Genomic DNA, 23973 nt, shown 5'->3' with positions numbered 1-23973 from the left:
CCCCTAGCGATACGGCGCATCGGCTTCAAGGTTCGCGGCAATCGCCCGCTCCCACTTGTCCCCGTTCGCCAGCAACTTGGCCTTGTCGTACAGCAGTTCTTCGCGCGTTTCGGTCGCGTATTCGAAGTTCGGCCCTTCGACGATGGCATCGACCGGGCAGGCTTCCTGGCAGAAGCCGCAGAAGATGCACTTGGTCATGTCGATATCGTAGCGCGTGGTGCGGCGGCTGCCGTCATCGCGCGGTTCGGCTTCGATAGTGATCGCCTGCGCCGGGCAGGTCGCCTCGCACAGCTTGCAGGCAATGCAGCGTTCCTCGCCGTTGGGATAACGGCGCAGCGCGTGCTCACCGCGGAAGCGGGGCGAAAGCGGGCTCTTCTCGAAGGGATAGTTGATCGTCGCCTTGGGCTTGAAGAAATACTTCAAGGTCAGCCAATGCGCTTTCACGAACTCCCACAGGGTGAAGCTCTTGATGAATTGGGCCGCGCTCATGCGGAATGCCCCCCAAAGTGACCCGTAGCCATCAGGTAGCCGCTCACCACGACGACGAACAGCAGCGAAACCGGCAGGAACACCTTCCAGCCAAGGCGCATCAACTGGTCATAGCGATACCGCGGGACGGTCGCCTTCACCCAGCTAAACACGAAGAAGAAGAAGAAGATCTTGATGAACAGCCACAGCCAGCCCGGGATCAGGTAGAGCACCGGCAGGTCGAGCGGCGGCAGCCAGCCACCCCAGAACAGCGTCGCGTTGAGCGCGCACATCAGCAGGACGTTGGCATATTCGCCCAGCCAGTAGAGCGCGAAGCTCATCGAGCTGTATTCGGTCTGGTAACCCGCGACGAGTTCGCTTTCCGCCTCGGTCAGGTCGAACGGCGCGCGCTGGGTTTCGGCCATGCCCGAAATCAGGAACATCACCCACATCGGGAACAGCAACGGATTGAACACGAAACCGTTGAACAGGCCGAGCACGTGGCCCTTCTGCGCCAGGACGATGCCGTTCATGTTGAACGTGCCGGCCCACAGCACCACGCAGATCAGGATGAAGCCGATCGAGACTTCATACGAGATCATCTGCGCCGAGGCGCGCATTGCCGAGAAGAACGGATACTTCGAATTCGACGACCAGCCTGCGATCACCGTGCCGTAGACCCCCAGCGACGAGATCGCGAGGACGTAGAGCAGGCCGACGTTGATATCGGCCAGGATCGCGCCCGAATTGAACGGGATCACCGCCCAGGCCATCAACGCGACGGTAAAGGTGATGATCGGCGCGAGCAGGAACAGCGCCTTGTTCGAGGCGCTGGGAATGATGGTTTCCTGCAGGAACACCTTCAGCCCGTCCGCGAACGACTGGAGCAGGCCAAGCGGGCCGACCACGTTGGGCCCGCGCCGCAGCGCCATCGCCGCCCAGATCTTGCGATCGACATAGATGATCATCGCCACCGCCAGCATCAGCGGCAGGGCAATCAACAGGATGCCGGCAATGGTCGAGGTGAACCACGCCCATTCATAGGTCATCCCGAGGGTCTGGAAGAACTCGGTCATTCCGCCGCCTCCGCAAAGGTTTCACCGTGCAGCAGTTCGGCCGAACAGCGCTGCATCGTCTCGCTGGCGCGGGCGATCGGGTTGGTGAGGTAGAAGTCCTTGACAGGGTAGCCCTCGATCACGCCTTCCGCCTTGGCCTTCCCGCCCTTGGGCAGCGCGCCGTAATCGGCCAGCCCTTCCCGGCCGAGCGCCGGGACGGCAGCCGCCATCGCCGCGCGCAGCTGGTCGAAGCTGTCGAAGCCCACCGACACGCCCAGCGCATCGGCCAGCGCGCGCAGGATCGTCCAGTCCTCGCGCGCATCGCCGGGCGCGAAGACCGCCTTGTCGGCCAGCTGGACCCGGCCTTCGGTGTTGACGAAGGTGCCCGGCTTTTCGCTGAACGCCGCACCGGGCAGGATCACGTCAGCCGCATGGGCGCCCTTGTCGCCGTGGTGGCCGATATAGACCACCGTCGAGCCAGCGAACTTGGTGTAGTCCACTTCGTCGGCGCCAAGCGAAAGCACCAGCTTGGGCGCGGCCGCGACCAGGTCGGCAATCCCGCCAGCCTGGAAATAGCCCAGCATCAGCCCGCCCATCCGCGCAGCCGAGAAATGCAGCACGTTGAAGCCGTTCCAGCCATCGCGGACCAGGTTGAACTTGTCCGACAGGCCGAGACAGGCCGCCAGCGCGCCCTTGCCGAGTGCGGCCCCGCCAGCAATCAGCGCCGGGCGCTGGGCCGCCTCGAAAGCGGCCTCCGCGTCCTTGGGCAGCTTGTTCAGCACGGCGAGGTCATTGCCGAGGTTGGTGACCGGATAGGTCGCATCCCATTCGGGGCCGACCACGAACACCTTCGCGCCGTGCTTCGCCGCCTTGCGCAGGCGGGCGTTGAGCAGCGGGGCTTCCCAGCGCACGTGGCTGCCGACGATCAGGATCGCATCGGCAGTTTCGATGCCCGCCAGGGTCGAATTGAAGTTGACCGCCGCGAGGTTCGAGCAGTCGTAGGCGAGACCCGTCTGCCGCCCTTCGAGCAGCGAGGAACCGAGCGCCCCGGCCAGTGCCTTGGCGGCAAACATGGTTTCGCAATCGACCATGTCGCCCGCGATCACCGCGACCGACTTGCCCGGATTGACGCTGGCGACTGCGGCAAAAGCCTCGTCCCAGCTGGCCGGAACCAGCTTGCCGTCGCGGCGGACATAGGGCCGGTCGAGCCGGCGCTTGGTCAGCCCGTCAACCTGGAAGCGGCCCTTGTCGCTCAGCCACTCCTCGTTCACGTCATCGTTGACGCGCGGCAGGATGCGCAGCACTTCGCGGCCCCGGCTGTCGAGGCGCACGTTCGCCCCGATCGCGTCAGACACGTCGATCGACAGGGTCTTCTTCAGTTCCCACGGCCGCGCTTCGAACGCGTAGGGCCCGCTGGTCAGCGCGCCGACCGGGCACAGGTCGATCACGTTGGCCGACAGCTCGTGCTTGGCGGCCTTTTCCAGGTAGGTCGTGATCTGCATGTTCTCGCCGCGATAGAGCGCGCCGATCTCATCGACCCCGGCGATCTCCTCGCTGAAACGCACGCAGCGGGTGCACTGGATGCACCGCGTCATCGTGGTCTTGATCAGCGGCCCCATGTACTTTTCAGTCACGGCGCGCTTGTGCTCGTGGAACCGGCTGGAACCACGGCCATAGGCGACCGACTGGTCCTGCAGGTCGCATTCGCCGCCCTGGTCGCAGATCGGGCAGTCGAGCGGGTGGTTGATGAGGAGGAACTCCATCACCCCTTCGCGCGCCTTCTTGACCATCGGGCTGTCGGTCTTGATCACCTGGCCTTCGCTGGCCGGCAGCGCGCACGACGCCTGCGGCTTCGGCGGCCCGGGGGCGACCTCGACCAGGCACATGCGGCAGTTGCCCGCGATGGACAGCCGCTCGTGATAGCAGAAGCGCGGGATTTCCTTGCCCGCCAGCTCGCAGGCCTGCAGGACGGTCGCGCCCTGCGGGACTTCAAGCTCAACGCCGTCGACGGTAACCTTGGGCATTACTCAGCCGCCTCCCGAACGTTTTCAGCGATCCGCTTTTCCAGCTCGGGGCGGAAATGGCGGATCAGGCCCTGGATCGGCCAGGCGGCCGCATCGCCCAGGGCGCAGATGGTGTGGCCTTCGACCTGCTTGGTCACGTCCCACAGCATGTCGATTTCAGCCACGTCGGCATCGCCGGTGCGCAGGCGTTCCATCACCCGCCACATCCAGCCCGTGCCTTCGCGGCAGGGGGTGCACTGGCCGCAGCTTTCGTGCTTGTAAAAGTAGGACAGCCGGCTGATCGCGCGGACGATGTCGGTGCTCTTGTCCATGACGATCACGGCGGCGGTGCCCAGGCCCGAGCCGACCGCGCGCAGGCCGTCGAAGTCCATCGGCGCGTCCCAGATTTCCGCTGCCGGAACCAGCGGAACCGACGAACCGCCGGGGATCACCGCCAGCAGGTTGTCACGCCCGCCGCGAATGCCGCCGCAATGCTTCTCGATCAGCTCGCTGAACGGGATGCTCATCGCTTCCTCGACCACGCAGGGCTTGTTCACGTGCCCGCTGATCTGGAACAGCTTGGTGCCCTTGTTGTTCTCGCGCCCGAAGCTGGAGAACCAGGCCGCGCCGCGCCGCAGGATCGTGGGAGCAACCGCGATCGATTCGACGTTGTTGACCGTGGTCGGGCAGCCATAGAGCCCCGCGCCGGCCGGGAACGGCGGCTTGAGGCGGGGCTGGCCCTTCTTGCCCTCGATGCTTTCGATCATCGCGGTTTCTTCGCCGCAGATGTAGGCGCCCGCGCCGCGGTGGACGAAGACGTCGAAATCGTAGCCGCTTTTCGCCGCGTTCTTGCCCAGCAGGCCCGCGTCATAGGCTTCCTGCACGGCGGCCATCAGCGTTTCGGCCTCGCGGATGTATTCGCCGCGAATGTAGATGTAGGCAGCCCGCGCGCGCATCGCGAAGCCGGCAACCAGTGCGCCTTCGATCAGCTTGTGCGGATCGTGGCGGATGATTTCACGGTCCTTGCACGAACCCGGTTCGGATTCGTCAGCGTTGATCACCAGGAAGCTCGGACGACCGTCCTTCGATTCCTTGGGCATGAAGGACCACTTCATGCCGGTCGGGAAACCGGCGCCGCCGCGCCCGCGCAGGCCCGAAGCCTTGATTTCCTCGATGATCTTGTCCTGGCCCAGCGCCAGCAGGGCCTTGGTGTTGTCCCAATCGCCGCGCGCCTGGGCGGCCTTCAGGTTCCACGGCTGGTAGCCGTAGAGATTGGTGAAGATGCGGTCCTTGTCAGCGAGCGACATGGCTTACCACTCCTTCCGGTAGTCGTGGTTGGCATCGACCATCGCCGTCAGCGTGCTGGGTCCGCCCAGCGGTTCGACGGTGTGGCGACCCGGTTCCTGCGTTCCGGCCTTGGGCGTCTGGCCGGCGGCCAGCGCATCGAGCACTGCGTCGAGCCGCTCGGGGGTCAGGTCTTCGTAATTGTCGTCGTTGATCTGGACCATCGGCGCCGAGGCGCAGTTGCCCATGCATTCGACTTCGGTCAGCGTCCACAGGCCATCGTCGGTGGTGTGGCCCTTGTGCATCCCGCGCTGCTTGCAGGCGGCCAGGATGTCGTCGCTGCCGCGCAGCATGCACGGGGTGGTGCCGCAGACCTGGACGTGGAACCGGCCCACCGGCACCAGGTTGTACATGGTGTAGAACGAGGCGACCTCGACCACGCGGATGATCGGCATGTCGAGATACTTGGCGACATATTCCATCACCGGGATCGGCAGCCAGCCCTGTGTGTTCGTTTCCTCACCCACCTGGCGCTGGGCGAAGTCGAGCAGGGCCATGACGGCGCTGCGCTGGCGCCCGGCGGGATAGCGCGCGATCGCGGCCTTGGCCTTGGCGTCCCAGGCGGCGTTGAAGGCGAAATTGCCCCAGCGCGCGCGCAGTTCAGGCGTATCGGGTTCGAGATGACGGTCAGCCATTAGCGGATGAACTCCACGCGAGAGCACTTGTCGCCCTCGAACGAGTAGACGGCGATCACGTCGAACGGCTCAACCAGTTCCGAACCATCGGAAGCCGGGCCGCGCGTGACGTGTTCGCGCATGAGGACATAGGTGCCGATCGCCTGCGCCTCGACGATTTCGGCATGGTTCTGCGGCCACTTGGCAAAGGCGGCGGCGAGGCCCGAACGGGTCCCTTCCTTGCCTTCGCGCACCACCGCACCGCGATAGTTGGCTTCGCAGGCATCGTCGGTCATGTACGAGACGTAGGTATCGACGTCCTGCGCATTGTAGGCCGCGATCATCGCCTTGGCGGTATCGAGGTTGCTCAACGGTCGCACTCCCCGAACACCACGTCGATCGCGCCGAGAATGGCGGTCGCGTCGGGCAGCATGTGGCCCTTGCACATGAAGTCCATCGCCTGAAGATGGCTGAAGGCGGTCGGGCGGATCTTGCAGCGGTACGGCTTGTTGCTGCCGTCCGAGACGAGATAGACGCCGAATTCGCCCTTGGGGCTTTCGGTGGCGACATAGACTTCGCCGGCCGGGACGTGGAAGCCTTCGGTGTAGAGCTTGAAGTGGTGGATCAGGCTTTCCATCGACTGCTTCATTTCCGCGCGCTTGGGCGGCGAAACCTTGCGGTCGTCGGAATTGACCGGGCCGGCGGGCATGTCGCGCAGGCACTGCTGCATGATCCGGGCCGACTGGCGCACTTCCTCGACGCGGACCATGAAGCGGTCATAGCAGTCCGAGTTGGTGCCGACCGGGATTTCGAAGTCCATGCGGTCGTACACATCATAGGGCTGGCTCTTGCGCAGGTCCCACGGAATGCCGGCGGCGCGGATCATCGGGCCGGAGAAGCCCCAGGCCAGCGCGTCTTCCTTGCTAACCTTGGCGATGTCGACATTGCGCTGCTTGAAGATGCGGTTGTCGATCACGAGGCTCATCGCGTCCTCGAACAGGGTCGGCATGCGCTTGTCCAGCCACACCGCCATGTCGTCGAGCAGCGCCTGCGGCACGTCCTGGTGGACGCCGCCCGGGCGGAACCAGGCGCTGTGCATGCGCGCGCCGGACGCGCGTTCGAAGAAGTTGAGGCAATCCTCGCGGATTTCGAACAGCCACAGGTTCGGCGTCATCGCACCGACGTCCATCACGTGCGACCCCATGTTGAGCATGTGGTTGCAGATGCGGGTCAGTTCCGCGAACAGCACGCGCAGGTATTGCCCGCGCAGCGGCACTTCGACGTTGAGCAGCTTTTCGACCGCCAGGACGTAGCTGTGCTCCATCCCCAGCGGCGAGCAATAGTCGAGCCGGTCGAAATAAGGCAGCGCCTGGAGGTAGGTCTTGTTTTCGATCAGCTTTTCGGTGCCGCGATGCAGCAGCCCGACGTGCGGATCGACGCGTTCGATGATCTCGCCGTCGAGTTCCAGCACCATGCGCAGCACGCCGTGCGCCGCCGGGTGCTGCGGACCGAAGTTGATCGTGTAGTTGGTGATGACTTCATCGCCGGTGGTCGGCGATTCCTCGAGGGTGAAGCTCATGCCTTCTTCTCCTCGGCTTTTTCATCGCCCGGCAGCACGTAGTCCGCGCCTTCCCACGGGCTCATGAAGTCGAACTGGCGCAGGTCCTGGGCCAGCTTGACCGGTTCATAGACCACGCGCTTGTCTTCTTCGGAATAACGCAGCTCGACATAGCCGGTCAGCGGGAAATCCTTGCGGAAGGGGTGCCCCTCGAAGCCGTAGTCGGTCAGGATCCGGCGCAGGTCGGTGTTGCCTTCGAAGATCACGCCGTACATGTCGAACACTTCGCGCTCGAGCCAGCCAGCGACCGGCCAGATCGTGGTCACGGTCGGCACCGGGGTATCCTCGGCAGCCGTGGTCTTGACGATCAGGCGGTGGTTCCTGGTCACCGACAGCAGGCAGTAGACCACTTCAAAGCGTTCAGCCCGGCCCGGATAGTCCGCGCCGGCGATTTCCACCAGCTGCTGGTATTCGTGCTCGTCGCGCAGCTGCCGCAGCGCATTGGCGACCTCGGCGCGGGCGACGGTGATCACGACTTCGCCGTGTTCTTCCTTGCCCGCGACAACCTTGGCGCCGAGCGCCTTGGTCAGCGCGTCAAGCACGCCTTCGTTCGAGGCGAAGCGCGGGGCGGAATGGAGAACCTTGCTCATCGCCTGCCCCTCAACGCTCGATCGTGCCGATGCGGCGGATTTTCCGCTGCAACTGCATCACGCCGTACAGCAGCGCTTCGGCGGTCGGCGGGCAGCCCGGGACATAGATGTCCACCGGCACGATCCGGTCGCAGCCGCGCACCACGGAATAGCTGTAGTGATAGTAGCCGCCGCCATTGGCGCAGCTGCCCATCGAGATGACGTACTTCGGCTCCGACATCTGGTCGTAGACCTTGCGCAGCGCCGGGGCCATCTTGTTGCACAGCGTGCCGGCCACGATCATCACGTCCGACTGGCGCGGCGAAGCGCGCGGGGCGACGCCAAAGCGTTCCATGTCATAGCGCGGCATGTTGACGTGGATCATCTCGACCGCACAGCAGGCGAGGCCGAAGGTCATCCACCACAGCGAGCCGGTACGGGCCCATTGGAACAGGTCCTCGGTGCTGGTGACAAGGAAACCCTTGTCATGCACTTCCGAATTGAGGTCATTGAAAAAGCCCTGGTCAGGCGGGATCACCGCCTGGCCACTCGAAAGGGGCTGACCCGCAGAGTTGACGAGCGTGCTCATTCCCAATCCAGAGCTCCCTTTTTCCACGCATAGGCGAAGGCGATCACCAGTTCGCCCAGGAAGACCATCATCGTCAGCCACCCGGCCCAGCCCGTTTCGCCCAGGCTGACCGCCCAGGGAAACAGGAACGCGGCTTCAAGGTCGAACACGATGAACAGGATCGCGACCAGGTAGAAGCGCACGTCAAACTGGCTGCGCGGATCCTCGAACGCGGGAAAGCCGCATTCATATTCGCTGTTCTTGTCGACGCTGGGCTGGTGCGAGCCGGTCAGGCGCGAAACGCCCATCGGCAGGAACACGAACAGCGCCGACAGGGCGAAGGCGATCCCCAGGAAGATCAGGATCGGCAGGTATTGCGAGAGATCGACCACAAACAGTGCCTTTCTGGGGCCTGAATCGGCCTTGCCAAGGAATGAGCGCGCCCTAGTCCCCACTGGCCGGACGCGCAAGTGGGGCTAGGGCCAAATCCGGGTGAAATATACGCTTCGCTTACAAGATCGCACACAACACGGCCGGGACCTGACGGCCCCGGCCCTGCTGCCAGCACCCCGGTGCCCCTACTTCTTGAGTTCGCGCGCCAGGGTTGCGTGGGTCTGTTTGCCGTAGGGCGGCTTGAAACCCGACAGCTTGCCCACGTCCAGCCCGGCCTGGCGATAGACCGCGCGGGCATGGCTGAAGGTCTTGAACCCGTCGAAGCCGTGGTAATTGCCCATCCCCGAAGGACCGACCCCGCCGAACGGCAAGTCTTCCATCGCGTTGTGGAACAGCACGTCGTTGACCGTGACCCCGCCCGAGATCGTGCGATTGAGCACCTTTTGCTCCTCGGCCTTGTCCTGCCCGAAGTAATAGAGCCCGAGCGGCCGGTCGTGCGCGTTCACATAGTCGATCGCCTGGTCGATGCTGTCATAGGTCATCACCGGCAGAATCGGGCCGAAGATTTCCTCCTGCATGACCTTCATGTCGTCGGTCACGCCGCGGACGATGGTCAGCGGCATCTTGTTGCCGTTGCTCGACTTGAAGTCCTCGCCCGCCGGGTTGACCTCGATCAGTTCGGCCCCCTTCTCGCGCGCGTCGGCCAGGTAGCCTTGCAGCCGCTCGAAATTGCGGCCGTTGACGACCGAGGTGTAATCGTCGTTCGCCAGCAGGCTGGGATACATCGCCGCAACGCCCTGGCGGACGCTGTCGATCACTTCGCCTTCCTGCTCCTTGGCCACCAGCAGGTAATCGGGCGCAAGGCAGATCTGTCCGGCATTCATCATCTTGCCCATGGCGATGCGCTCGCCCGCCTGGCCCTTATTGGCGCTGCGGCCAATGAAGGTGGGCGATTTGCCGCCCAGTTCCAGCGTCACCGGCACCAGGTTTTCAGCCGCCGCGCGCATGATGTGTTTGCCGACGCTGGTCGCCCCGGTGAAGATCAGGTGATCGAAGGCCAGCTTGCTGAACGCCGTGCCGACTTCGACCCCGCCGGTGAACACCGCCATTTCGCTCTCGTCGAAATACTGCGGGACCACTTCGGCGAACAGGTCGGCGACGCGTTCGGTAAACTCGCTCGGCTTGATCATCGCGCGGTTACCGGCGGCGAGGATGCCCGCCATCGGCACCATCACCATGCCTACGGGGAAATTCCACGGCGCGATCACCCCGACCACGCCTTTGGGCTGGTACATCACCTTGGCGCTGGCCCCGATCAGGCCCAGCGGGAACATGGGCCTCCGCTTGTCATCGCGCGACCAGGCCTCGAAATGCTTGCGCGCATGTTTGAGCGCACTGACCGACGGCATGACGTCGCTCATCAGCGTCTGTTCGATGCTGCGGTGGCCGAAATCGGCACTGACCGCCTTGGCGAAGGCATCCTTGTGATCAACGAGCAGCGCAATCGCGCGGTCGATCCGGTCGCGCCGGACGGACATCGGTTCCGGCAGGGCGGCGGTAAAGGCGGCACGCTGCTTGGCCAGCACGGGCTGCAGGCGGGCAATTTCAGTGTCGGACACGGGTCCCCTCCGTTGCAATTTGCCACTGTTGTTCCGCAAGTCGCCTCGCTTGGCAAGCACGGCCGCCGCGCATCTGCGCGATTGCCAATGATGCAGTGCAACATTATGCCACGCGAGACTCAAGGCTCTGCTGATAGAAAGGCGCACCCATGGCCACCTTTTCCGCCAACGATCCCGTCGTGATCCTGTCCTATGCCCGCACCCCGATGGGCGGCATGCAGGGCGAACTGTCCGAAGTTCCCGCCCCGGAACTGGGCGCCATCGCGGTCAAGGGCGCGGTTGAGCGCGCGGGCGTCGATGGCGCGGCGATCGAGCGTATCTACATGGGCTGCGTGCTCTCGGCTGGCCTGGGCCAGGCCCCGGCGCGCCAGGCGGCACTGAAGGCCGGCCTGCCCCAGTCGGTCGAGGCGACCACGGTCAACAAGATGTGCGGCTCGGGCATGCAGGCCCTCATCATGGGTGCCGAAGCGCTGGCTTCGGGCAGCATCGACTATGCCATTGCCGGCGGCATGGAATCGATGACCAATGCCCCCTACATTCTCAAGAAGCACCGGTCGGGCGCGCGGATCGGCCATGACATGGCCTATGACCACATGTTCCTCGATGGTCTCGAAGACGCCTACGAACCGGGCCGGGCGATGGGCAGCTTCGCGCAGGTGACGGCTGACGAATACCAGCTGACCCGCGAAGCGCAGGACGAATTCGCGATTGCCTCGCTGACCCGGTCGCAGGCGGCGACCAAGGACGGCAAGTTCGCGCGCGAGATCGTGCCGGTGACGATCAAGACCCGCGCCGGCGAAGTGGTGGTGACCGAGGACGAGCAGCCCAAGAAGGGCCGTCCAGACAAGATCCCCGCGCTCAAGCCCGCTTTTGCCAAGGACGGCACGATCACCGCGGCCAACGCCTCGTCGATCTCGGACGGCGCTGCGGCGCTGGTGATCTCGCGCGAAAGCGTGGCCAAGGCCAATGGCCAGGCCCCGGTCGCCCGGATCATCGCCATGGCCGCCCATGCGCACGAACCGGCCAAGTTCACCACCGCCCCGGTCGCCGCGATCCAGAAGGTGCTGGACAAGGCCGGCTGGACCGCCGCTGATGTCGACCTGTTCGAAGTGAACGAGGCTTTCGCCTGCGTCACCATGTTCGCGATGCAGGACCTGGGCATCCCGCATGACAAGGTCAACGTCCACGGCGGCGCGACCGCGCTGGGCCATCCGATCGGTGCGTCGGGCGCGCGGATCATCGCCACGCTGATTTCGGCGCTGCAGACCTACGGCAAGACCAAGGGCGTCGCCGCGCTGTGCATCGGCGGCGGCGAGGCGACTGCGGTCGCGCTCGAACTGGCCTGAGCACCGGCGCGCGGTCAGACGCGCGACACATTGCGACAGAAATGACCCGGAACTGACCAGTCGGTTCCGGGTCGCTTCATTTTCAGGGGGTTATCCAGCCTCTGTCACCCGAATGGCGGGTGGCAGCACCACGCACGAAGGAGGCTCCCCATGAACCGCAAGCTGCTCGGCATTCTGATCGTTGCCGGACTCGCCCTGCCCGGCGTTGCCCAGGCCCACACCACCCGCGCCGAACTGCACCGCGACCGGGTGGCGGTGAAGCACGAGCGCCATCAGTTGCACCGCGCCGCGGCCCACCACAACTGGCAGCGCGCCAAGGTGGAACGCCGCGACTTGGCCCGCGCCAAGCATGAACTGCGCGAAGACCGCCGCGACTTCCGTCGCCATCGCTGAAGCACTGGCCGGGCGGGCCTAGGGCTCGCCCGCGCCCCACAGGCGGCTTTGCTCGACATAGCCCTTGCGCTCGCCCACGGTGAACGCGCACCAGCCATTGGCGCAGTCCCCCAGCAGGCCGGTTACGCCCGGGGCAAGCCGCCACAGCAGCTTGGCCCCCGGCTCGCCGCTTTCGCGCATGTCGGCCGGTTCCTTGCCGATCACATGGCCCCCGCGCCGCCGGGTCAGGAAGCGCGAATGGACCCAGCCCTGCGCCCCGTCCGGATCGCGCACGAAGCGCCAGGCTTCCTTGATGCGCAGCACTTTCAGCGGCAGGTTCGGGCGGTGATAGACCCAGTTGATCTGGTATTCCTCGCCGGGGCCGACCCGCATGTTCAGCTCGTCCGGGCGGATCGAGGCCCAGTAGGGCACCTTGGGATCATCGGCGGCGCTGGCCGGTGCCGCCATGACCAGGCAGGACAGGGCCAGCGCGGCCCCTTTCAGGACAGTGCGGTAACGAAACATCATGAGTCGCTGATAGGCCGCCCAGCGCCTGCCATTCAAGCCGCTTGACCCGTGCCCCCGCAAAGTCCTAGCGGATAAACCGATGACCGTCGTCACCGATACCCCCCTGGCCCGCCGCGTTCACGGCAAGCCCCGCGTCGTGGTGACGCGCCACCTGATGCCCTCGGTCGAGGCGCGGCTGGCCGAACTGTTCGACGTGGTGCTCAACGCTGGCGACCTGCCACTGACCCGCGCCGAGCTGATCGCCGCGATGCGCGGGGCCGATGTGCTGGTGCCGACCGTGACCGACCGGATCGACGCCGAAATGATCGCCGAAGCCGGGGACCGGCTGGGCCTGATCGCCAATTTCGGCGCCGGGATCGAACATATCGACCTGGCCGCCGCCCGCGCCCGCAAGATCATCGTCACCAACACCCCCGGCGTGTTCACCGACGATACCGCCGACCTGACCATGATGCTGATCCTGTCAGTCCCGCGCCGACTAGGCGAAGGCAGCCGCCTGGTCCGCGATGGCCAGTGGACCGGCTGGGCCCCTTCGACGCTGCTGGGGCGCTGCATCGGCGGCAAGCGGCTGGGGATCGTCGGCATGGGCCGGATCGGCCAGGCCGTGGCCCACCGCGCCCGCGCCTTCGGCATGGAAGTGGTCTATCACAACCGACACCGCCTGCCCGCCAGCATCGAGACGATGCTGGGCGCCCGCTATGAGGCGGACCTCGACCGCCTGCTTGCCGAAGCCGACGTGCTGACCCTGCACTGCCCCGCCGGCCCCGGCACGCACCACCTGCTCAACGCCGCGCGGCTCTCCGCGATGAAGCCGGGCGCCTACCTGATCAACACCGCGCGCGGCGACCTGATCGACGAGGAAGCGCTGGTCGAGGCACTGCGCAGCGGCCACCTTGGCGGGGCGGGGCTCGATGTCTACGCGCGCGAACCCAAGGTCGATCCGCGCCTGATCGCCCTGCCCAATGTCATTACCCTGCCCCACCTGGGCAGCGCCACGGTGGAAGGGCGCGAACACGCCGGGGAAAAGGTGATCGCCAACATCCGGTTCTGGATGGACGGCCACCGCCCGCCCGATCAGGTGCTGGAAGGCTGGGCATAACCGTCCCACGGCGCAACATCCTGTCGCCTGCGCCTTGCCAGCGATGCAATCGTTGCCCTAAGCCCCCCGGCACGGGAATCGGCGCCTTCCAGGCGTGGGGAGAATAATCGCGATGCGCACCTTTTCAGCCTTGGCCCTGACCGCTGCCGCAGCGGCAACGCCCGTTGCCGCTTTCGCCCAGGATGCCGCGGTGGACGTGGCCGATACCGGCGACACCGCCTGGATCCTCATTTCATCGGCGCTGGTGCTGATGATGACCATGCCAGGCCTGACCCTGTTCTATGGCGGTCTGGTCCGGGCCAAGAATTTCCTCGCCGTGCTGGTCCAGGTCGGCGCGATCGCCGCAGTCGCTTCGTTGCTGTGGGTGATCTGCGGCTACACCATGGCGTTCGGCCACGTCACCAACGGCTGGCTGGGCGCGGGCAACGCGTGGATGCTGATTGACCTTGGCAACGTGCGCGAAGGGCTGACCATCCCCGAAAGCAGCTTCGCGCTGTTCCAGATGACCTTTGCCGCGATCACCCCGGCGCTGATGGCCGGGGCCTGGGTCGACCGGGCGCGGTTTGGCTGGGTGGTCGGTTTTGCGGCGCTGTGGGGCCTGCTGGTCTATGCTCCGGTCGCGCACTGGGTGTGGGGCGGCGGCTGGCTGTCGAACGCAATGGGCACGCTGGATTTCGCCGGCGGGATCGTGGTCCACACCACCGCCGGGGTTTCGGCGCTGGTCGTCGCCGCCCTGCTGGGCAAGCGCCAGGGCTTTCCGCGCACGCTGATGCTGCCGCATGCCCCCTCGCTGACCATGGCCGGCGCGGCGCTGCTGTGGGTCGGCTGGTTCGGCTTCAACGGCGGTTCGGCGCTCGCCGCCAACGACGATGCGGCCAGTGCGATCATCAATACCCATGTCGGGGCCTGCACCGCGGCGCTGGTCTGGCTGCTGATCGAACGCTTCACCGTGGGCAAGCCGACCAGCGTCGGCTTTGCCACCGGCGCGGTTGCGGGTCTGGCCACGGTCACCCCGGCGGCCGGGTTCATTTCACCGGGCGGGGCGATCCTGATGGGGGTGGCTGCCGCCTCGGTCTGCTATCCGATGATCCAGGTGGTCAAGGCGCGGCTCAAGATTGACGATTCGCTCGACGTGTTCGCCGTCCACGGGGTCGGCGGGATGATCGGTTCGATCCTGCTGGCCGTGTTCATGGCACCCGGCTTCGGCGGCACCGGCTATGCCGAAGGCAAGACCATGGTGTCGCAGCTGGCGGCGCAGTTTGTTGGCGTGGGCGTGGTGGCAATCTGGTCGGCGGTGGCCAGCGCACTGATCGCGGTGCTGGTCAGCCTGATCATGCCGATGCGGGTCAGCGAGGACGACGAGCGCGAGGGGCTGGACCTGGCCAGCCACGGCGAACGGGCCTGGGAATTTGACTAAGCCGGACCTGGCCGGGGGCACACTGCCCTTTGCCTATCCGGGCTTCGTCCCCACCCTGGGCGGGGTCCTGCGCCGCAGTTTCACGATCCGTGGCCGGGCGCGCCGCACCGATGTGGTGATCTATGCCGTGACCGCGCTGTGGCTGGTGCCGCTGGCGCTGTCACTGGGCGAAGCCGTGGCCGGGCGCGATCTGCCCCGGCAGGCCGACCTGGCGATCGGCGCCCTACTCACCCTTCCCTTCCTCACTCTGCTGGCGCGGCGCTGCCATGACAGCGGACGCAGCGGCGCGCTGGCCTGGCTGGCGCTGCCGGGACTGGCCCTGCCGTTGGTGCGCGGGATTGCCGGTGTGCTTGGCGGGATCGAGGCGAACCTGTCGCTCGATCCCCTGCTCTGGCCGCTCGACTGGCTGGCGATCCTCACCAACCTTGCGGTCGTGGCGCTATGCCTGCTGCCGGGCAGCGCCGGGTCCAACGCCCATGGCGAAGACCCGCGCGCCGCTGGCTGACCGCGCTCAGTCGCCGGTCAGGATCCGGTCGATCAGCTGCTTCACCGTGGGGGTGAAGTTGTTCGAATAGAACGGGTCGGTCTTGAAGTTGAACGCGGCGTGGCCGGCAAACATCAGGTTCTGGTCGATCGGCCCGCCGTGGGCGATCTCCTGCAGGGTCTTCTGGATGCAGAAGCTGCGCGGATCAGCCAGATAGCCCGTGGTGTAATCGTCGTGGTCCTTCCACGCCGAGAACCCGCAGTGCGACAGGCAGCCCATGCAGTCCTTCTGGTCCTTCTGGATCACCGCGCGCTCATCCTCGCTGACGAAGATGATCGTGTCGTCGGGGGTGCGCAGCCCTTCCTTGAAACCGGCTGCCACCCAGGCGCGGGCGCGTTCCAGATCGGCCGGGGCCACCCAGTAGTTCTTGTTGCCCACCCCGACATCAAGCCGCGCGGTGTGTTCGCCCGCCTCGACCTTGGAATAGGGGATCTGGCGTTCCGAGCGCGCTTCAAGGTTGCGCAGGAACGGATTGCGCACTGCCGAGCTGTAGAAGCCGGTGGGCGAAAAACGGTGCAGCAGCACGTCGCCCGGCTCCAGCGTGCGCAGGTGGTCCTTCCACGCCAGCGGGATCGGGCTTTCCTGCGTCAGCAACGGGCGGGTGCCAAACTGGAACACGATCTGGCCCAGTTCCGGGTTGTCGATCCAGTCGTTCCAGTCACGCAGGAACCACACACCGCCGGCCATCACGATCGGCACGCTGTCCGCAATGCCTTCGGCGCGCATCGTGTCGCGCAGCGCCTTGACGCGCGGATAGGGATCCTGCGGCTGGCGCGGATCTTCGGCGTTGGACAGGCCGTTGTGGCCGCCGGCCAGCCACGGATCTTCATAGACCACGGCGGCCATCAGGTCCGCGACCTTGTGATAGGCGCGCTTCCACAGCGCGCGGAACGCGCGGGCAGAACTGATGATCGGCAGGTAGTGGACGTTGAACCGCGCCGCGATTTCCGACAGCTTGTAGGGCATGCCCGCGCCGCAGGTCACCCCGGTGACCAGTCCCTGGGTGCGTTCCAGCACCCCTTCCAGGATCTGCTGCGCGCCGCCCATTTCCCACAGCACGTTAATGTTGATCGCGCCCTTGCCGCCCGCAATCTCATGCGCGCGCTGGACCTGTTCCACCCCACCCCGGATCCCGAACTGGACCAGCTGTTCGTGGCGTTCCTTGCGGGTCAGGCCGTCATAGATCTGGGGAACAATCTTGCCATCGGGGTCATAGCTGTCGGCATTGACCGCGCTGACCGTCCCGATGCCCCCGGCCGCTGCCCACGCGCCCGAGCTGGCATGGTTCGAAACCGCCACGCCCTTGCCACCTTCGACCAACGGCCACACTTCGCGCCCGCCGTAAAGGATCGGCTTCAACCCCTTGAAACTCATTACGTCCCCGTCTTTCCCTTGGCTGTGTTGCACGGCTTGATCGCAGCAGGATCGGGCCGGTCGCCCGAAGCCTCGAACTGCGCATAATAGCCCTTGAGTTCCGGCTTACGGACAAATTCGACCAAGCGAAAGCCCACTGCCTGAAATTCGCAGAATAGCAGCTCCGGCGGCATGCCGTGCTGGTCGGTCGGCCGGTCGGCATCGACCACGATCACCTGCCCGCCGGGGCGCAGCGCCGGGCGCAGCCGCCACAGGAAGGCATAGGGTTCGCCGACCTCGTGGTACATGTGGACCAGGAAGATGCGGTCGAACGAATTGTCCGGCAGGCGCGGATCGTCGGGCGTGCCGGTCTTGATCGAGACGTTGTCGAGCCGCTCGCGCACCACCCGCTCGCCCAGGCGCTTGATCGCGCCGGGGTCGATGTCCTCGGCCAGGACGCGGCCTTTTGCGCCGACCCGTTCGGCCAGACGCACGGTGTAATAGCCTTCGCCCGCGCCGATGTCGGCCACGGTGGTGCCTTCACCAATCCGGGCAAGGTCCATCACCACTTCGGCTTCGCCCAGGTTGTCGCGCTGGTCCTCGCTGGCGGCTTCCTTGCCGCCAAGTGCGGAGACGGAGCGCCAGGCGCGGGGAAACTCGCGCGCGGTGGCCGGGCGGTCAGCGTCGGGATCGCTAGCGGCGGTGCAGCCCGCCAGCGTCAGCAAGGTCAGCAATGCGGCGGCCAGTGGCCTCAATCGACATCCTCCACCTGCACCTTTTCACCCGTCACGCGCTGGGCCAGCGCGGCGGCCATGAAAGGATCCAGGGCCCCGTCTAGCACATCATCGGGCGAGGTCGAAGTGGCGCCGGTGCGCAGGTCCTTGACCAGCTGATAGGGCTGCAACACGTAGGAGCGGATCTGGTGACCCCAGCCAATCTCGGTCTTGGACTGGTATTCACCGCTGGCTTCCGCCTCGCGCTTGGCCAGTTCAGCCTCGTACAGGCGTGCCTTCAGCATGTTCATCGCGGTGGCGCGGTTCTTGTGCTGGCTGCGGTCGTTCTGACTGGCAACGATGATCCCGCTGGGCACGTGGGTGATGCGCACCGCCGAATCGGTGGTGTTGACGTGCTGCCCGCCCGCGCCCGAGGCACGGTACGTGTCGATCTTGAGGTCGGCCGGGTTGATCTCGATGTCGATGTCATCGTCGATCACCGGATAGACCCAGACCGAGCTGAAGCTGGTGTGGCGCCGGGCCGAACTGTCATAGGGACTGATCCGGACCAGGCGGTGGACGCCGCTTTCGGTCTTGGCATAGCCATAAGCGTTTTCGCCCTTGATCATCAGCGTCGCGCTCTTGATCCCGGCCTGTTCGCCCGCATGGTAGTCGACCAGTTCAACCTTGTAGCCGTGGCGTTCCGCCCAGCGGGTGTACATCCGCTGGAGCATTTCGGCCCAGTCCTGGCTTTCGGTGCCGCCCGCGCCCGCGTGAACTTCAAGGTAGGCGTCGTTGGCGTCGGCCTCGCCGGCCAGCAGCGCCTGGACCTTGTCGGCATCGGCGCGATCGGCCAGCGCGGCGAGCGCGGCCAGACCTTCGTTCACCGTGTCCTCATCGTCTTCCATTTCGCCCAGTTCGACGTATTCGACGGCGTCGGCCATTTCCTTGGCGATGCCCTGGACCGTGCCCACCGCTGCTTCGAGGCGGCGGCGTTCGCGCATCACGGCTTCGGCTTCCTTGGGATTGTCCCACAGCTTGGGGTCCTCGACCCGCGCGTTGAGTTCGTCGAGCCGGCGCAGCGCGCGGTCCCAGTCAAGGAACTTGCGCACCAGCGCCAGCGCGGCTTCGATCCGGTCGATATGGGCCTGCCCTTCGGCACGCATGGAAATCACTCCGCAAATTCGGGAGAGAGCGCCCTAGCCGGATCGCGCGCAAAGTAAAGGGGGCGTCCCCGCGTCAGGCGGGCTTGCGGCGCAGCGCGCGACGCAGCGGCAGCACGGCAAAGGCGCCTGCCATCAGCCCCAGCATGCCCGGCTCGGGCACGGGGGTCGGCCCGCCCCCGCCGCCGAACGTGGGCAGGTTCCAGCCCCCGCTGAACAGCAGACTGAAGAACCCGGTGCCCGTCCCGCTGGTCAGGTCGGTCGACATCACGCCGATATTGCCGGTCCCCAGCGAACCATCGGCGTTCTGCCTTAGCTGGAACAGGATGGGATCGGCTCCGGCATAAGTGGTGCAGGCTGCGCCGCCGGTACACCCGACATATTGCGTGGTTGCCGCATTGTAGATGTAGCCCGGCCCGGCATAGGCCCCCGATGCGAAATCGCCCGCACCCACGATCGAATAGCTGTCGGCGTTGTAATCGTAGACGATCGTCATGCGGGTATTGGTCGGCTGCCCGGAATTGAGCGCGGGATTGATTGCCCCGGTAATGTCCGCCGCGGTCGAATTGCCGACCCCGCCAGGCGTGGTACCCCCGTTGTAAAACGGTGAACTGACGCCGATCCGGTAAATTCCATCCGCCGCGAGTTGCCCCTGATAGACCCCGCTATCGTAAAAGGCGCGGGTCGGGACCGTGGCGTTGAAGCTGATCGAGACCTGATCGCCAGTCTTGTAGGGAAAGTCCGGCAGCGGCCCGGTGTAGCGCGTCAGCGAGCCATCGGGCTGGCGGATCATGATCGTGTCCGCGGCGCTTTGCGTGACCGTGCCGGTATAGGTCAGAGTGATCGTTTTCGAAATCGGCGCGGTCTGCGCGCTGGCGGCAAGCGGCGCCAGGACGAGTGCGGCAGTAATGGCGATGCGACCTAGCATGTCAGCCCCCTGTGGTTGGAGGGCAGACCCTGCTCCTGACCTAACTTATTGCAAGGCCTTGATTTAAACTGTCATGCAACGGGACAGTTTCAGCCCTTGGGCCGCGCCTTCAGCGCCCGCACCGCGGTCAGCGACTGCTTGACGTGATCCTTGTAGTCCATGTTGGTGTAGGTCAGCTTGATCCGCCCGTCCCGGCCGATGACATAGCTGGTGCGCGAGGTCATCGGCAGCAGCGCGCCGTCGGGCTTCTTCAGTTGCACCTGGTAGGCCTGGATGATCGCCGGAGTGGCAATCGCCACCGGGAACTTGTCGCGGCAATGCTCGGTCGAGAACTTCTTCTGGGTTTCCAGATCGTCCGCCGACAGGCCGATCACCGTTGCCCCGGCCTTCTGGAAATCGTCCATCGCCTCGGCAAAGGCGTGCGCTTCGAGGGTGCAGCCCTGGGTAAAGCTCTTGGGATAGAAATAGAGCACCACCGGCCCCTTGCGCAGCGCGGCGGTGAGGTTGAAGCCGAACGCCTTGCCCGCCAGCGCTCCCTGGGTGGCAAAGCCGGGGGCCTTGGCGCCGACCGGCAATTCAGCCGTAGCGGCGGCGGGAACGATCAGGGCGGCAGCGGCGGCAAGCGCGAGGGGCAGGATGCGAGTCATTCGCAAGAAATGCGCCGCTCCGCCGCGCTTGTCCAGAGCTTCCTACTGGTTGAGGATCGAAGGATCGGCCGCGATCGGCGGCGGAGAGGCCCCACCCTCGCCCGCGCTTTCGCCACCGGCTTCATCCGCCTTGGCCTTGGCCGCGCTGCCGCGGCGCAGCGCCGCGATCAACTGGTCGCGCTGCGAGGCAAGCTCATCCTGGCGGGTGGTGCGCTTGGCCTCACTGTCCTGCTTGAACGCTTCCCAGATGAGCGAGCTTTTCGCCTCAGCCCCCGGCGTGCCGCCGAACACGCGCTTGCCGGTGACCCGGTCAACCTTGACCATGTGGATCCCCTGCGGCGCAACGAACGGCACGCTGCTCCAGCGATTGCGGGTCTGCTGGACCAGTTGCTTGAAGATCGGCGCGGCGAAAGTACCGCCCTGGGCATAGCCGCCCAACGAACGCGGCTGATCATAGCCGAGATAGACCGCGCCGACGATGTCCTGCGATCCGCCCGCGAACCACACGTTGGTCGGGCCGGATGTGGTGCCGGTCTTGCCGAACAGCGGCAGGCCCAGGTCCGACAGCACCACCGCCGTACCACGCGTGACCACGCCTTCCAGCATGTGCACCACCTGGTAAGCGGTACGCGGATCCATCACCTGCTTGCCCCGCGTGCCCATGCGCGGCATCGGCTTGCCGTCCCATTCCGCCATGTTGCAGGTGGTGCAACGCCGCGTATCGGCGCGCCAGATCACCTTGCCCGAACGGTCCTGGACATAGTCGATCATGCTGGGTTCGTATTGCACCCCGTTGTTGGCCAGCGCGGCATAGGCGTTGGTCATCTGGAGCACCGTGGTTTCACCGGCGCCCAGCGCGAACGACAGGTAGGGCGGATATTTGCCAATCCCGACCCGGCCGATCGTATCAACCACGTGGTCCATGCCGGTATCGTTGGCGATCCGCACGGTCATCAGGTTGCGCGACTGTTCCAGCCCCCAGCGCATCGTGTGGGTGCCGCCTCCGGCGCGGTTGTCGAAGTTCTTGAAGCACTTCTGGCCGAGCGAGGCGCCCTGATAGACGCAGAAGGTGCCGTCCAGCACTTCGCTCGACGGGGTCATGCCGTAATCAAGTGCGGTGCCATAGACGAACGGCTTGATCGTCGATCCGGGCTGGCGCATCGCCTGGGTGGCGCGGTTGAAGCTGCCCAGCCCGGCGTCGAACCCGCCCTGCATCGCCAGCACCCGGCCCGAGCGTGGATCCTGCACCGCCATGCCGCCCGACACTTCGGGAATGACCTTGACCACCCAGGCGTTGCCCTGCGGCGCGGCGGCCGTCAGGTCGCCCGGCTTGATCGCGTCGGGCAGGCCGACCAACGGCGCGGTCTTGCCATCGGCAAAACCGATCGTTGCCTGACTGCCGCTGCGCGCGACGACCATGCCGATCCGCCAGTCCTGGTAATCGATCGACTTGTTGAGCGTGACCAGCTGGCTTTGCCAGTTGTCCTTGTCGAGATCGACGTGGGCCACCGGGCCGTGCCAGCCCCGCCCGCCGCCATAGCGCATCAACCCGGTGCGCAGCGCGTCCTGCGCCGCCTTCTGCAGCTGCGGATCGAGCGAGGTGCGCACCCACAACCCGCCGGCATAGACGCTGTTCGGGCCGTCTTCGGCATTTTCGCCGTACTTGTCGATCAGGCGCCGGCGCACTTCCTCGACGAAATAGCCGACCGAGGGATCATAGGCATCGGCATGGCGTGGCTGGAGGCCCAGCGGCTGGGACTTGGCCTGGGCGGCAGTCGCGACGTCGAGGTAGCCGTTCTTGACCATCTGCTCGAGCACCCAGTTGCGCCGTTCCAGCGCCTGCTCGGCATACTTGGCACGGCCATAGGTTTCGGGCGCCTTGGGCAGGATCGCCAGGAACGCCGCCTCGTGCAGTTGCAGTTCGGCGACGTCCTTGTTGAAATAGGCGCGCGCGGCGGCCTGGACGCCGAAGCTTTGCCGGCCGAGCGGGATTTCGTTGAGATAGAGTTCGAGGATCTGCTGCTTGTTCAGCACGCTTTCGATACGCCGCGCCAGGATCATTTCCTTGAGCTTGCGGGTGACCGAATATTCGTTGCCGATCAGTATGTTCTTGGCGACCTGCTGGGTAATGGTCGACCCGCCGCGGGCGCGGTTGCCCGAACCCAGCTTGGCCACATAGTCGACCACTGCCCCGGCGAGGCCCGTGTAATCGACCCCGCCATGGGTCCAGAAGGTCTTGTCCTCGGCCGAAAGGTAGGCGTTGATCAGCGGTTTGGGCAAATCGACGAAGCGCAGCTGCACCCGCCGTTCGCGGGCATAGGAATAGACGATCTCGCCGTTCACGCCGCGCACCATGGTCGGCAACGGCGGCTGGTAGGTCAGCAGGCTGTCGGCCGAGGGCAGGTTGCGCGTGACCGTGGCCCACAGCAGCAAGTTGAAGGCGACCAGCGCGGCCAAGGCGTACCCGGCGATGCGGAACAACTGGCTGGTGCGCCATTTTTCGCGCGACCAATCGCCCAGCGGGTGTTCGCGCAGCCAGGTCAGCAGGCCGCGCGCTTCGCGGCGGATGCGCAGGTGGACGGATTCTGGCGCGTCGGGATCGGTCATCTCGGGCCGGGCACTAGCATGGGAAAGAGAGCGTTCCTAGCCACCTGCGCCGCCTTGAGACTGGCGCGCGAAATAGGCCCGCACCGCCTTGCCGACGATCCCGGCGAATGTGGCGCGCCCTTCGGCCGAGGACAGGCGGGCCGCATCCTCCGGGTTGTTGATGTAGCCGCTTTCGAACAGGATCGAGGGCAGGTCGGGCGCTTTCAGCACGGCGAAGGCGGCCGATTGCTCGGAGCGTTCGCGGAACGGCAGGCGGCCCTGCCCTTCGCGCAGGATCAGGCGGGCGAATTCCTCCGAGCGGGCCTGCGTCTCGCGCTGCGACAGGTCGACCAGGATCGCGCTGACCGCCTCGCTCTGCTCCTTGATCCGTACCCCGTTGATCTCGTCCGCCGCGTTTTCGCGCGCGGCGATCTTTTCGGCCGCTTCGTTGCTGCCCTTGGCCGACAGGGTATAGACCGTGGCGCCGCTCGCGCCATTCGCGCTTTCGGTGCTGTCGGCATGGATCGAAATGAACAGGTCCGCCCCCAGGCGGCGGGCAATGGCGCTGCGTTCGGGCAGAACCAGGTAAGTGTCGTCATCGCGGGTCAGCGCCACGCGGATCCCGCCCCCGGCCAGCAATTCGTCGCGCAGCGCCTTGGCCAGCGCCAGGGTCAGGTCCTTTTCGCGGATCTGGCCAGTGCCCGCGCCGGGATCCTTGCCGCCGTGCCCGGCATCGATCACCACCAGCGGCCGGCCAGCATCGAGCGGTCCCTCGATCCGGGGCAGGCCGAGCGAGCGCTCGCCCTGCGGCAGGTCGACCCTGACGACATAGTCATAGCCGCGCCCGGGTGCGCCAAACATGCGGTCTGCCGCGACCATCGCCGCGAACACCCCCAGCGGGGCAAGAAACAGAACCAGGATCAGCAGGGCGCGACGCATCTGCGCGCCTGACTATAAGTGACCGCGCCAATGCGCAATTGTTTCGCTAAGGTTACCCATCGGGTTCTTACCAACTTGCCGCCAGCG

23 protein-coding genes and 1 pseudogene are annotated in these 23973 nt (G+C 65.8%); 5 read left to right on the top strand and 19 right to left on the bottom strand.

Annotated elements, in window-relative coordinates; translation table 11 throughout:
- Positions 1-3 precede the first annotated feature (3 nt).
- The 11 genes and pseudogenes from nuoI to ACE3N9_RS02350 form a co-directional block, all read right to left on the bottom strand.
- A complete protein-coding gene (gene nuoI, locus ACE3N9_RS02400) occupies positions 4-489 on the bottom strand; it encodes an NADH-quinone oxidoreductase subunit NuoI (protein WP_374280495.1) in 486 nt (161 codons plus the stop codon).
- Positions 486-1544 (bottom strand): NADH-quinone oxidoreductase subunit NuoH, encoded by a 1059-nt coding sequence (gene nuoH, locus ACE3N9_RS02395; RefSeq protein WP_374280493.1) that lies wholly within the window; start codon positions 1542-1544, stop codon positions 486-488. The genes nuoI and nuoH overlap by 4 nt, the downstream gene beginning before the upstream one ends.
- Complete coding sequence (nuoG, locus tag ACE3N9_RS02390) at positions 1541-3547, bottom strand: NADH-quinone oxidoreductase subunit NuoG (RefSeq protein WP_374280492.1); 2007 nt, start codon at positions 3545-3547, stop codon at positions 1541-1543. Before nuoG ends, nuoH begins: the two co-directional genes overlap by 4 nt.
- Positions 3547-4833, bottom strand: coding sequence for an NADH-quinone oxidoreductase subunit NuoF (gene nuoF, locus ACE3N9_RS02385; protein WP_374280490.1), 1287 nt, complete (start codon positions 4831-4833; stop codon positions 3547-3549). The genes nuoG and nuoF overlap by 1 nt, the downstream gene beginning before the upstream one ends.
- A 3-nt stretch (positions 4834-4836) precedes the next feature.
- A complete protein-coding gene (locus ACE3N9_RS02380; RefSeq protein WP_374280488.1) occupies positions 4837-5505 on the bottom strand; it encodes an NAD(P)H-dependent oxidoreductase subunit E in 669 nt (222 codons plus the stop codon).
- The gene (locus ACE3N9_RS02375) at positions 5505-5855 is read right to left on the bottom strand and encodes a nuclear transport factor 2 family protein (RefSeq protein WP_374280486.1); all 351 of its coding nucleotides are present in this window, start codon (positions 5853-5855) and stop codon (positions 5505-5507) included. Before ACE3N9_RS02375 ends, ACE3N9_RS02380 begins: the two co-directional genes overlap by 1 nt.
- Positions 5852-7063, bottom strand: coding sequence for an NADH-quinone oxidoreductase subunit D (locus ACE3N9_RS02370; RefSeq protein ID WP_374280484.1), 1212 nt, complete (start codon positions 7061-7063; stop codon positions 5852-5854). The genes ACE3N9_RS02375 and ACE3N9_RS02370 overlap by 4 nt, the downstream gene beginning before the upstream one ends.
- Before the next feature lie 11 nt (positions 7064-7074).
- Positions 7075-7692 (bottom strand): annotated as a pseudogene (locus ACE3N9_RS02365) (NADH-quinone oxidoreductase subunit C); the annotation flags it as partial.
- 10 nt (positions 7693-7702) lie between these two features.
- Positions 7703-8260, bottom strand: coding sequence for an NADH-quinone oxidoreductase subunit B family protein (locus ACE3N9_RS02360; RefSeq protein ID WP_374280482.1), 558 nt, complete (start codon positions 8258-8260; stop codon positions 7703-7705).
- Entirely contained in the window at positions 8257-8631 is a 375-nt protein-coding gene (locus ACE3N9_RS02355) for an NADH-quinone oxidoreductase subunit A (protein WP_374280480.1), read from the bottom strand. Before ACE3N9_RS02355 ends, ACE3N9_RS02360 begins: the two co-directional genes overlap by 4 nt.
- Positions 8632-8817: 186 nt before the next feature.
- Positions 8818-10251 (bottom strand): coniferyl aldehyde dehydrogenase, encoded by a 1434-nt coding sequence (locus tag ACE3N9_RS02350; RefSeq protein ID WP_374280479.1) that lies wholly within the window; start codon positions 10249-10251, stop codon positions 8818-8820.
- A 149-nt stretch (positions 10252-10400) separates the two neighbouring features.
- On the opposite strand from ACE3N9_RS02350, the gene ACE3N9_RS02345 reads away from it, so the two are divergent.
- A complete protein-coding gene (locus tag ACE3N9_RS02345) occupies positions 10401-11597 on the top strand; it encodes an acetyl-CoA C-acyltransferase (RefSeq protein ID WP_374280478.1) in 1197 nt (398 codons plus the stop codon).
- Positions 11598-11747: 150 nt separating this feature from the next.
- Positions 11748-11990: a hypothetical protein gene (locus ACE3N9_RS02340; protein WP_374280476.1), complete on the top strand. Its 243-nt coding sequence runs from the start codon at positions 11748-11750 to the stop codon at positions 11988-11990.
- Positions 11991-12008: 18 nt separating this feature from the next.
- Here ACE3N9_RS02340 and ACE3N9_RS02335 read toward each other — a convergent pair whose 3' ends face one another.
- Entirely contained in the window at positions 12009-12497 is a 489-nt protein-coding gene (locus ACE3N9_RS02335; RefSeq protein WP_374280474.1) for an SH3 domain-containing protein, read from the bottom strand.
- Positions 12498-12576: 79 nt separating this feature from the next.
- On the opposite strand from ACE3N9_RS02335, the gene ACE3N9_RS02330 reads away from it, so the two are divergent.
- The 3 genes from ACE3N9_RS02330 to ACE3N9_RS02320 all read left to right on the top strand — a co-directional run bounded on the left by ACE3N9_RS02330 (position 12577) and on the right by ACE3N9_RS02320 (position 15518).
- On the top strand, positions 12577-13596 hold the full coding sequence (locus ACE3N9_RS02330) for a 2-hydroxyacid dehydrogenase (RefSeq protein ID WP_374280472.1): 1020 nt from the start codon (positions 12577-12579) through the stop codon (positions 13594-13596).
- 112 nt (positions 13597-13708) lie between these two features.
- Positions 13709-15013: an ammonium transporter gene (locus ACE3N9_RS02325; protein ID WP_374280470.1), complete on the top strand. Its 1305-nt coding sequence runs from the start codon at positions 13709-13711 to the stop codon at positions 15011-15013.
- A complete protein-coding gene (locus ACE3N9_RS02320) occupies positions 15006-15518 on the top strand; it encodes a DUF805 domain-containing protein (protein WP_374280468.1) in 513 nt (170 codons plus the stop codon). Before ACE3N9_RS02325 ends, ACE3N9_RS02320 begins: the two co-directional genes overlap by 8 nt.
- 6 nt (positions 15519-15524) lie before the next feature.
- On the opposite strand, the gene ACE3N9_RS02315 is transcribed toward ACE3N9_RS02320, so the two are convergent.
- The 7 genes from ACE3N9_RS02315 to ACE3N9_RS02285 form a co-directional block, all read right to left on the bottom strand.
- On the bottom strand, positions 15525-16931 hold the full coding sequence (locus tag ACE3N9_RS02315; RefSeq protein WP_374280466.1) for an NAD(P)H-dependent flavin oxidoreductase: 1407 nt from the start codon (positions 16929-16931) through the stop codon (positions 15525-15527).
- Positions 16931-17665, bottom strand: coding sequence for a class I SAM-dependent methyltransferase (locus ACE3N9_RS02310; protein WP_374280464.1), 735 nt, complete (start codon positions 17663-17665; stop codon positions 16931-16933). The genes ACE3N9_RS02315 and ACE3N9_RS02310 overlap by 1 nt, the downstream gene beginning before the upstream one ends.
- Positions 17662-18789 carry a peptide chain release factor 2 gene (prfB, locus tag ACE3N9_RS02305; RefSeq protein ID WP_374280462.1) on the bottom strand — a complete coding sequence of 376 codons (1128 nt, stop codon included), beginning with the start codon at positions 18787-18789 and terminating at the stop codon, positions 17662-17664. The genes ACE3N9_RS02310 and prfB overlap by 4 nt, the downstream gene beginning before the upstream one ends.
- 73 nt (positions 18790-18862) lie before the next feature.
- Positions 18863-19714, bottom strand: coding sequence for a hypothetical protein (locus ACE3N9_RS02300; protein ID WP_374280460.1), 852 nt, complete (start codon positions 19712-19714; stop codon positions 18863-18865).
- Positions 19715-19803: 89 nt separating this feature from the next.
- The gene (locus ACE3N9_RS02295) at positions 19804-20361 is read right to left on the bottom strand and encodes a peroxiredoxin (protein WP_374280459.1); all 558 of its coding nucleotides are present in this window, start codon (positions 20359-20361) and stop codon (positions 19804-19806) included.
- A 42-nt stretch (positions 20362-20403) separates the two neighbouring features.
- Positions 20404-22968: a penicillin-binding protein 1A gene (locus tag ACE3N9_RS02290; RefSeq protein ID WP_374280457.1), complete on the bottom strand. Its 2565-nt coding sequence runs from the start codon at positions 22966-22968 to the stop codon at positions 20404-20406.
- A 36-nt stretch (positions 22969-23004) separates the two neighbouring features.
- Entirely contained in the window at positions 23005-23886 is an 882-nt protein-coding gene (locus tag ACE3N9_RS02285) for an N-acetylmuramoyl-L-alanine amidase (protein WP_374280455.1), read from the bottom strand.
- Positions 23887-23973: the final 87 nt, after the last annotated feature.

The sequence above is a fragment of the Novosphingobium sp. genome (genome assembly GCF_041905565.1).
Lineage (GTDB): Bacteria > Pseudomonadota > Alphaproteobacteria > Sphingomonadales > Sphingomonadaceae > Novosphingobium.
This window is presented reverse-complemented; position numbering and strand designations above follow the sequence as displayed.

Bases quoted from the DNA above. Each gene is read 5' to 3' on its own strand.
- nuoH (WP_374280493.1), bottom strand. From the start codon at position 1,544: ATGACCGAGTTCTTCCAGACCCTCGGGATGACCTATGAATGGGCGTGG.
- nuoG (WP_374280492.1), bottom strand. From the start codon at position 3,547: ATGCCCAAGGTTACCGTCGACGGCGTTGAGCTTGAAGTCCCGCAGGGC.
- ACE3N9_RS02300 (WP_374280460.1), bottom strand. From the start codon at position 19,714: ATGCTAGGTCGCATCGCCATTACTGCCGCACTCGTCCTGGCGCCGCTT.
- ACE3N9_RS02360 (WP_374280482.1), bottom strand. From the start codon at position 8,260: ATGAGCACGCTCGTCAACTCTGCGGGTCAGCCCCTTTCGAGTGGCCAG.
- ACE3N9_RS02380 (WP_374280488.1), bottom strand. From the start codon at position 5,505: ATGGCTGACCGTCATCTCGAACCCGATACGCCTGAACTGCGCGCGCGC.
- ACE3N9_RS02330 (WP_374280472.1), top strand. From the start codon at position 12,577: ATGACCGTCGTCACCGATACCCCCCTGGCCCGCCGCGTTCACGGCAAG.
- ACE3N9_RS02325 (WP_374280470.1), top strand. From the start codon at position 13,709: ATGCGCACCTTTTCAGCCTTGGCCCTGACCGCTGCCGCAGCGGCAACG.
- ACE3N9_RS02290 (WP_374280457.1), bottom strand. From the start codon at position 22,968: ATGACCGATCCCGACGCGCCAGAATCCGTCCACCTGCGCATCCGCCGC.
- ACE3N9_RS02285 (WP_374280455.1), bottom strand. From the start codon at position 23,886: ATGCGTCGCGCCCTGCTGATCCTGGTTCTGTTTCTTGCCCCGCTGGGG.
- ACE3N9_RS02340 (WP_374280476.1), top strand. From the start codon at position 11,748: ATGAACCGCAAGCTGCTCGGCATTCTGATCGTTGCCGGACTCGCCCTG.
- ACE3N9_RS02295 (WP_374280459.1), bottom strand. From the start codon at position 20,361: ATGACTCGCATCCTGCCCCTCGCGCTTGCCGCCGCTGCCGCCCTGATC.
- prfB (WP_374280462.1), bottom strand. From the start codon at position 18,789: ATGCGTGCCGAAGGGCAGGCCCATATCGACCGGATCGAAGCCGCGCTG.
- ACE3N9_RS02370 (WP_374280484.1), bottom strand. From the start codon at position 7,063: ATGAGCTTCACCCTCGAGGAATCGCCGACCACCGGCGATGAAGTCATC.
- ACE3N9_RS02335 (WP_374280474.1), bottom strand. From the start codon at position 12,497: ATGATGTTTCGTTACCGCACTGTCCTGAAAGGGGCCGCGCTGGCCCTG.
- ACE3N9_RS02315 (WP_374280466.1), bottom strand. From the start codon at position 16,931: ATGAGTTTCAAGGGGTTGAAGCCGATCCTTTACGGCGGGCGCGAAGTG.
- ACE3N9_RS02345 (WP_374280478.1), top strand. From the start codon at position 10,401: ATGGCCACCTTTTCCGCCAACGATCCCGTCGTGATCCTGTCCTATGCC.
- nuoF (WP_374280490.1), bottom strand. From the start codon at position 4,833: ATGTCGCTCGCTGACAAGGACCGCATCTTCACCAATCTCTACGGCTAC.
- nuoI (WP_374280495.1), bottom strand. From the start codon at position 489: ATGAGCGCGGCCCAATTCATCAAGAGCTTCACCCTGTGGGAGTTCGTG.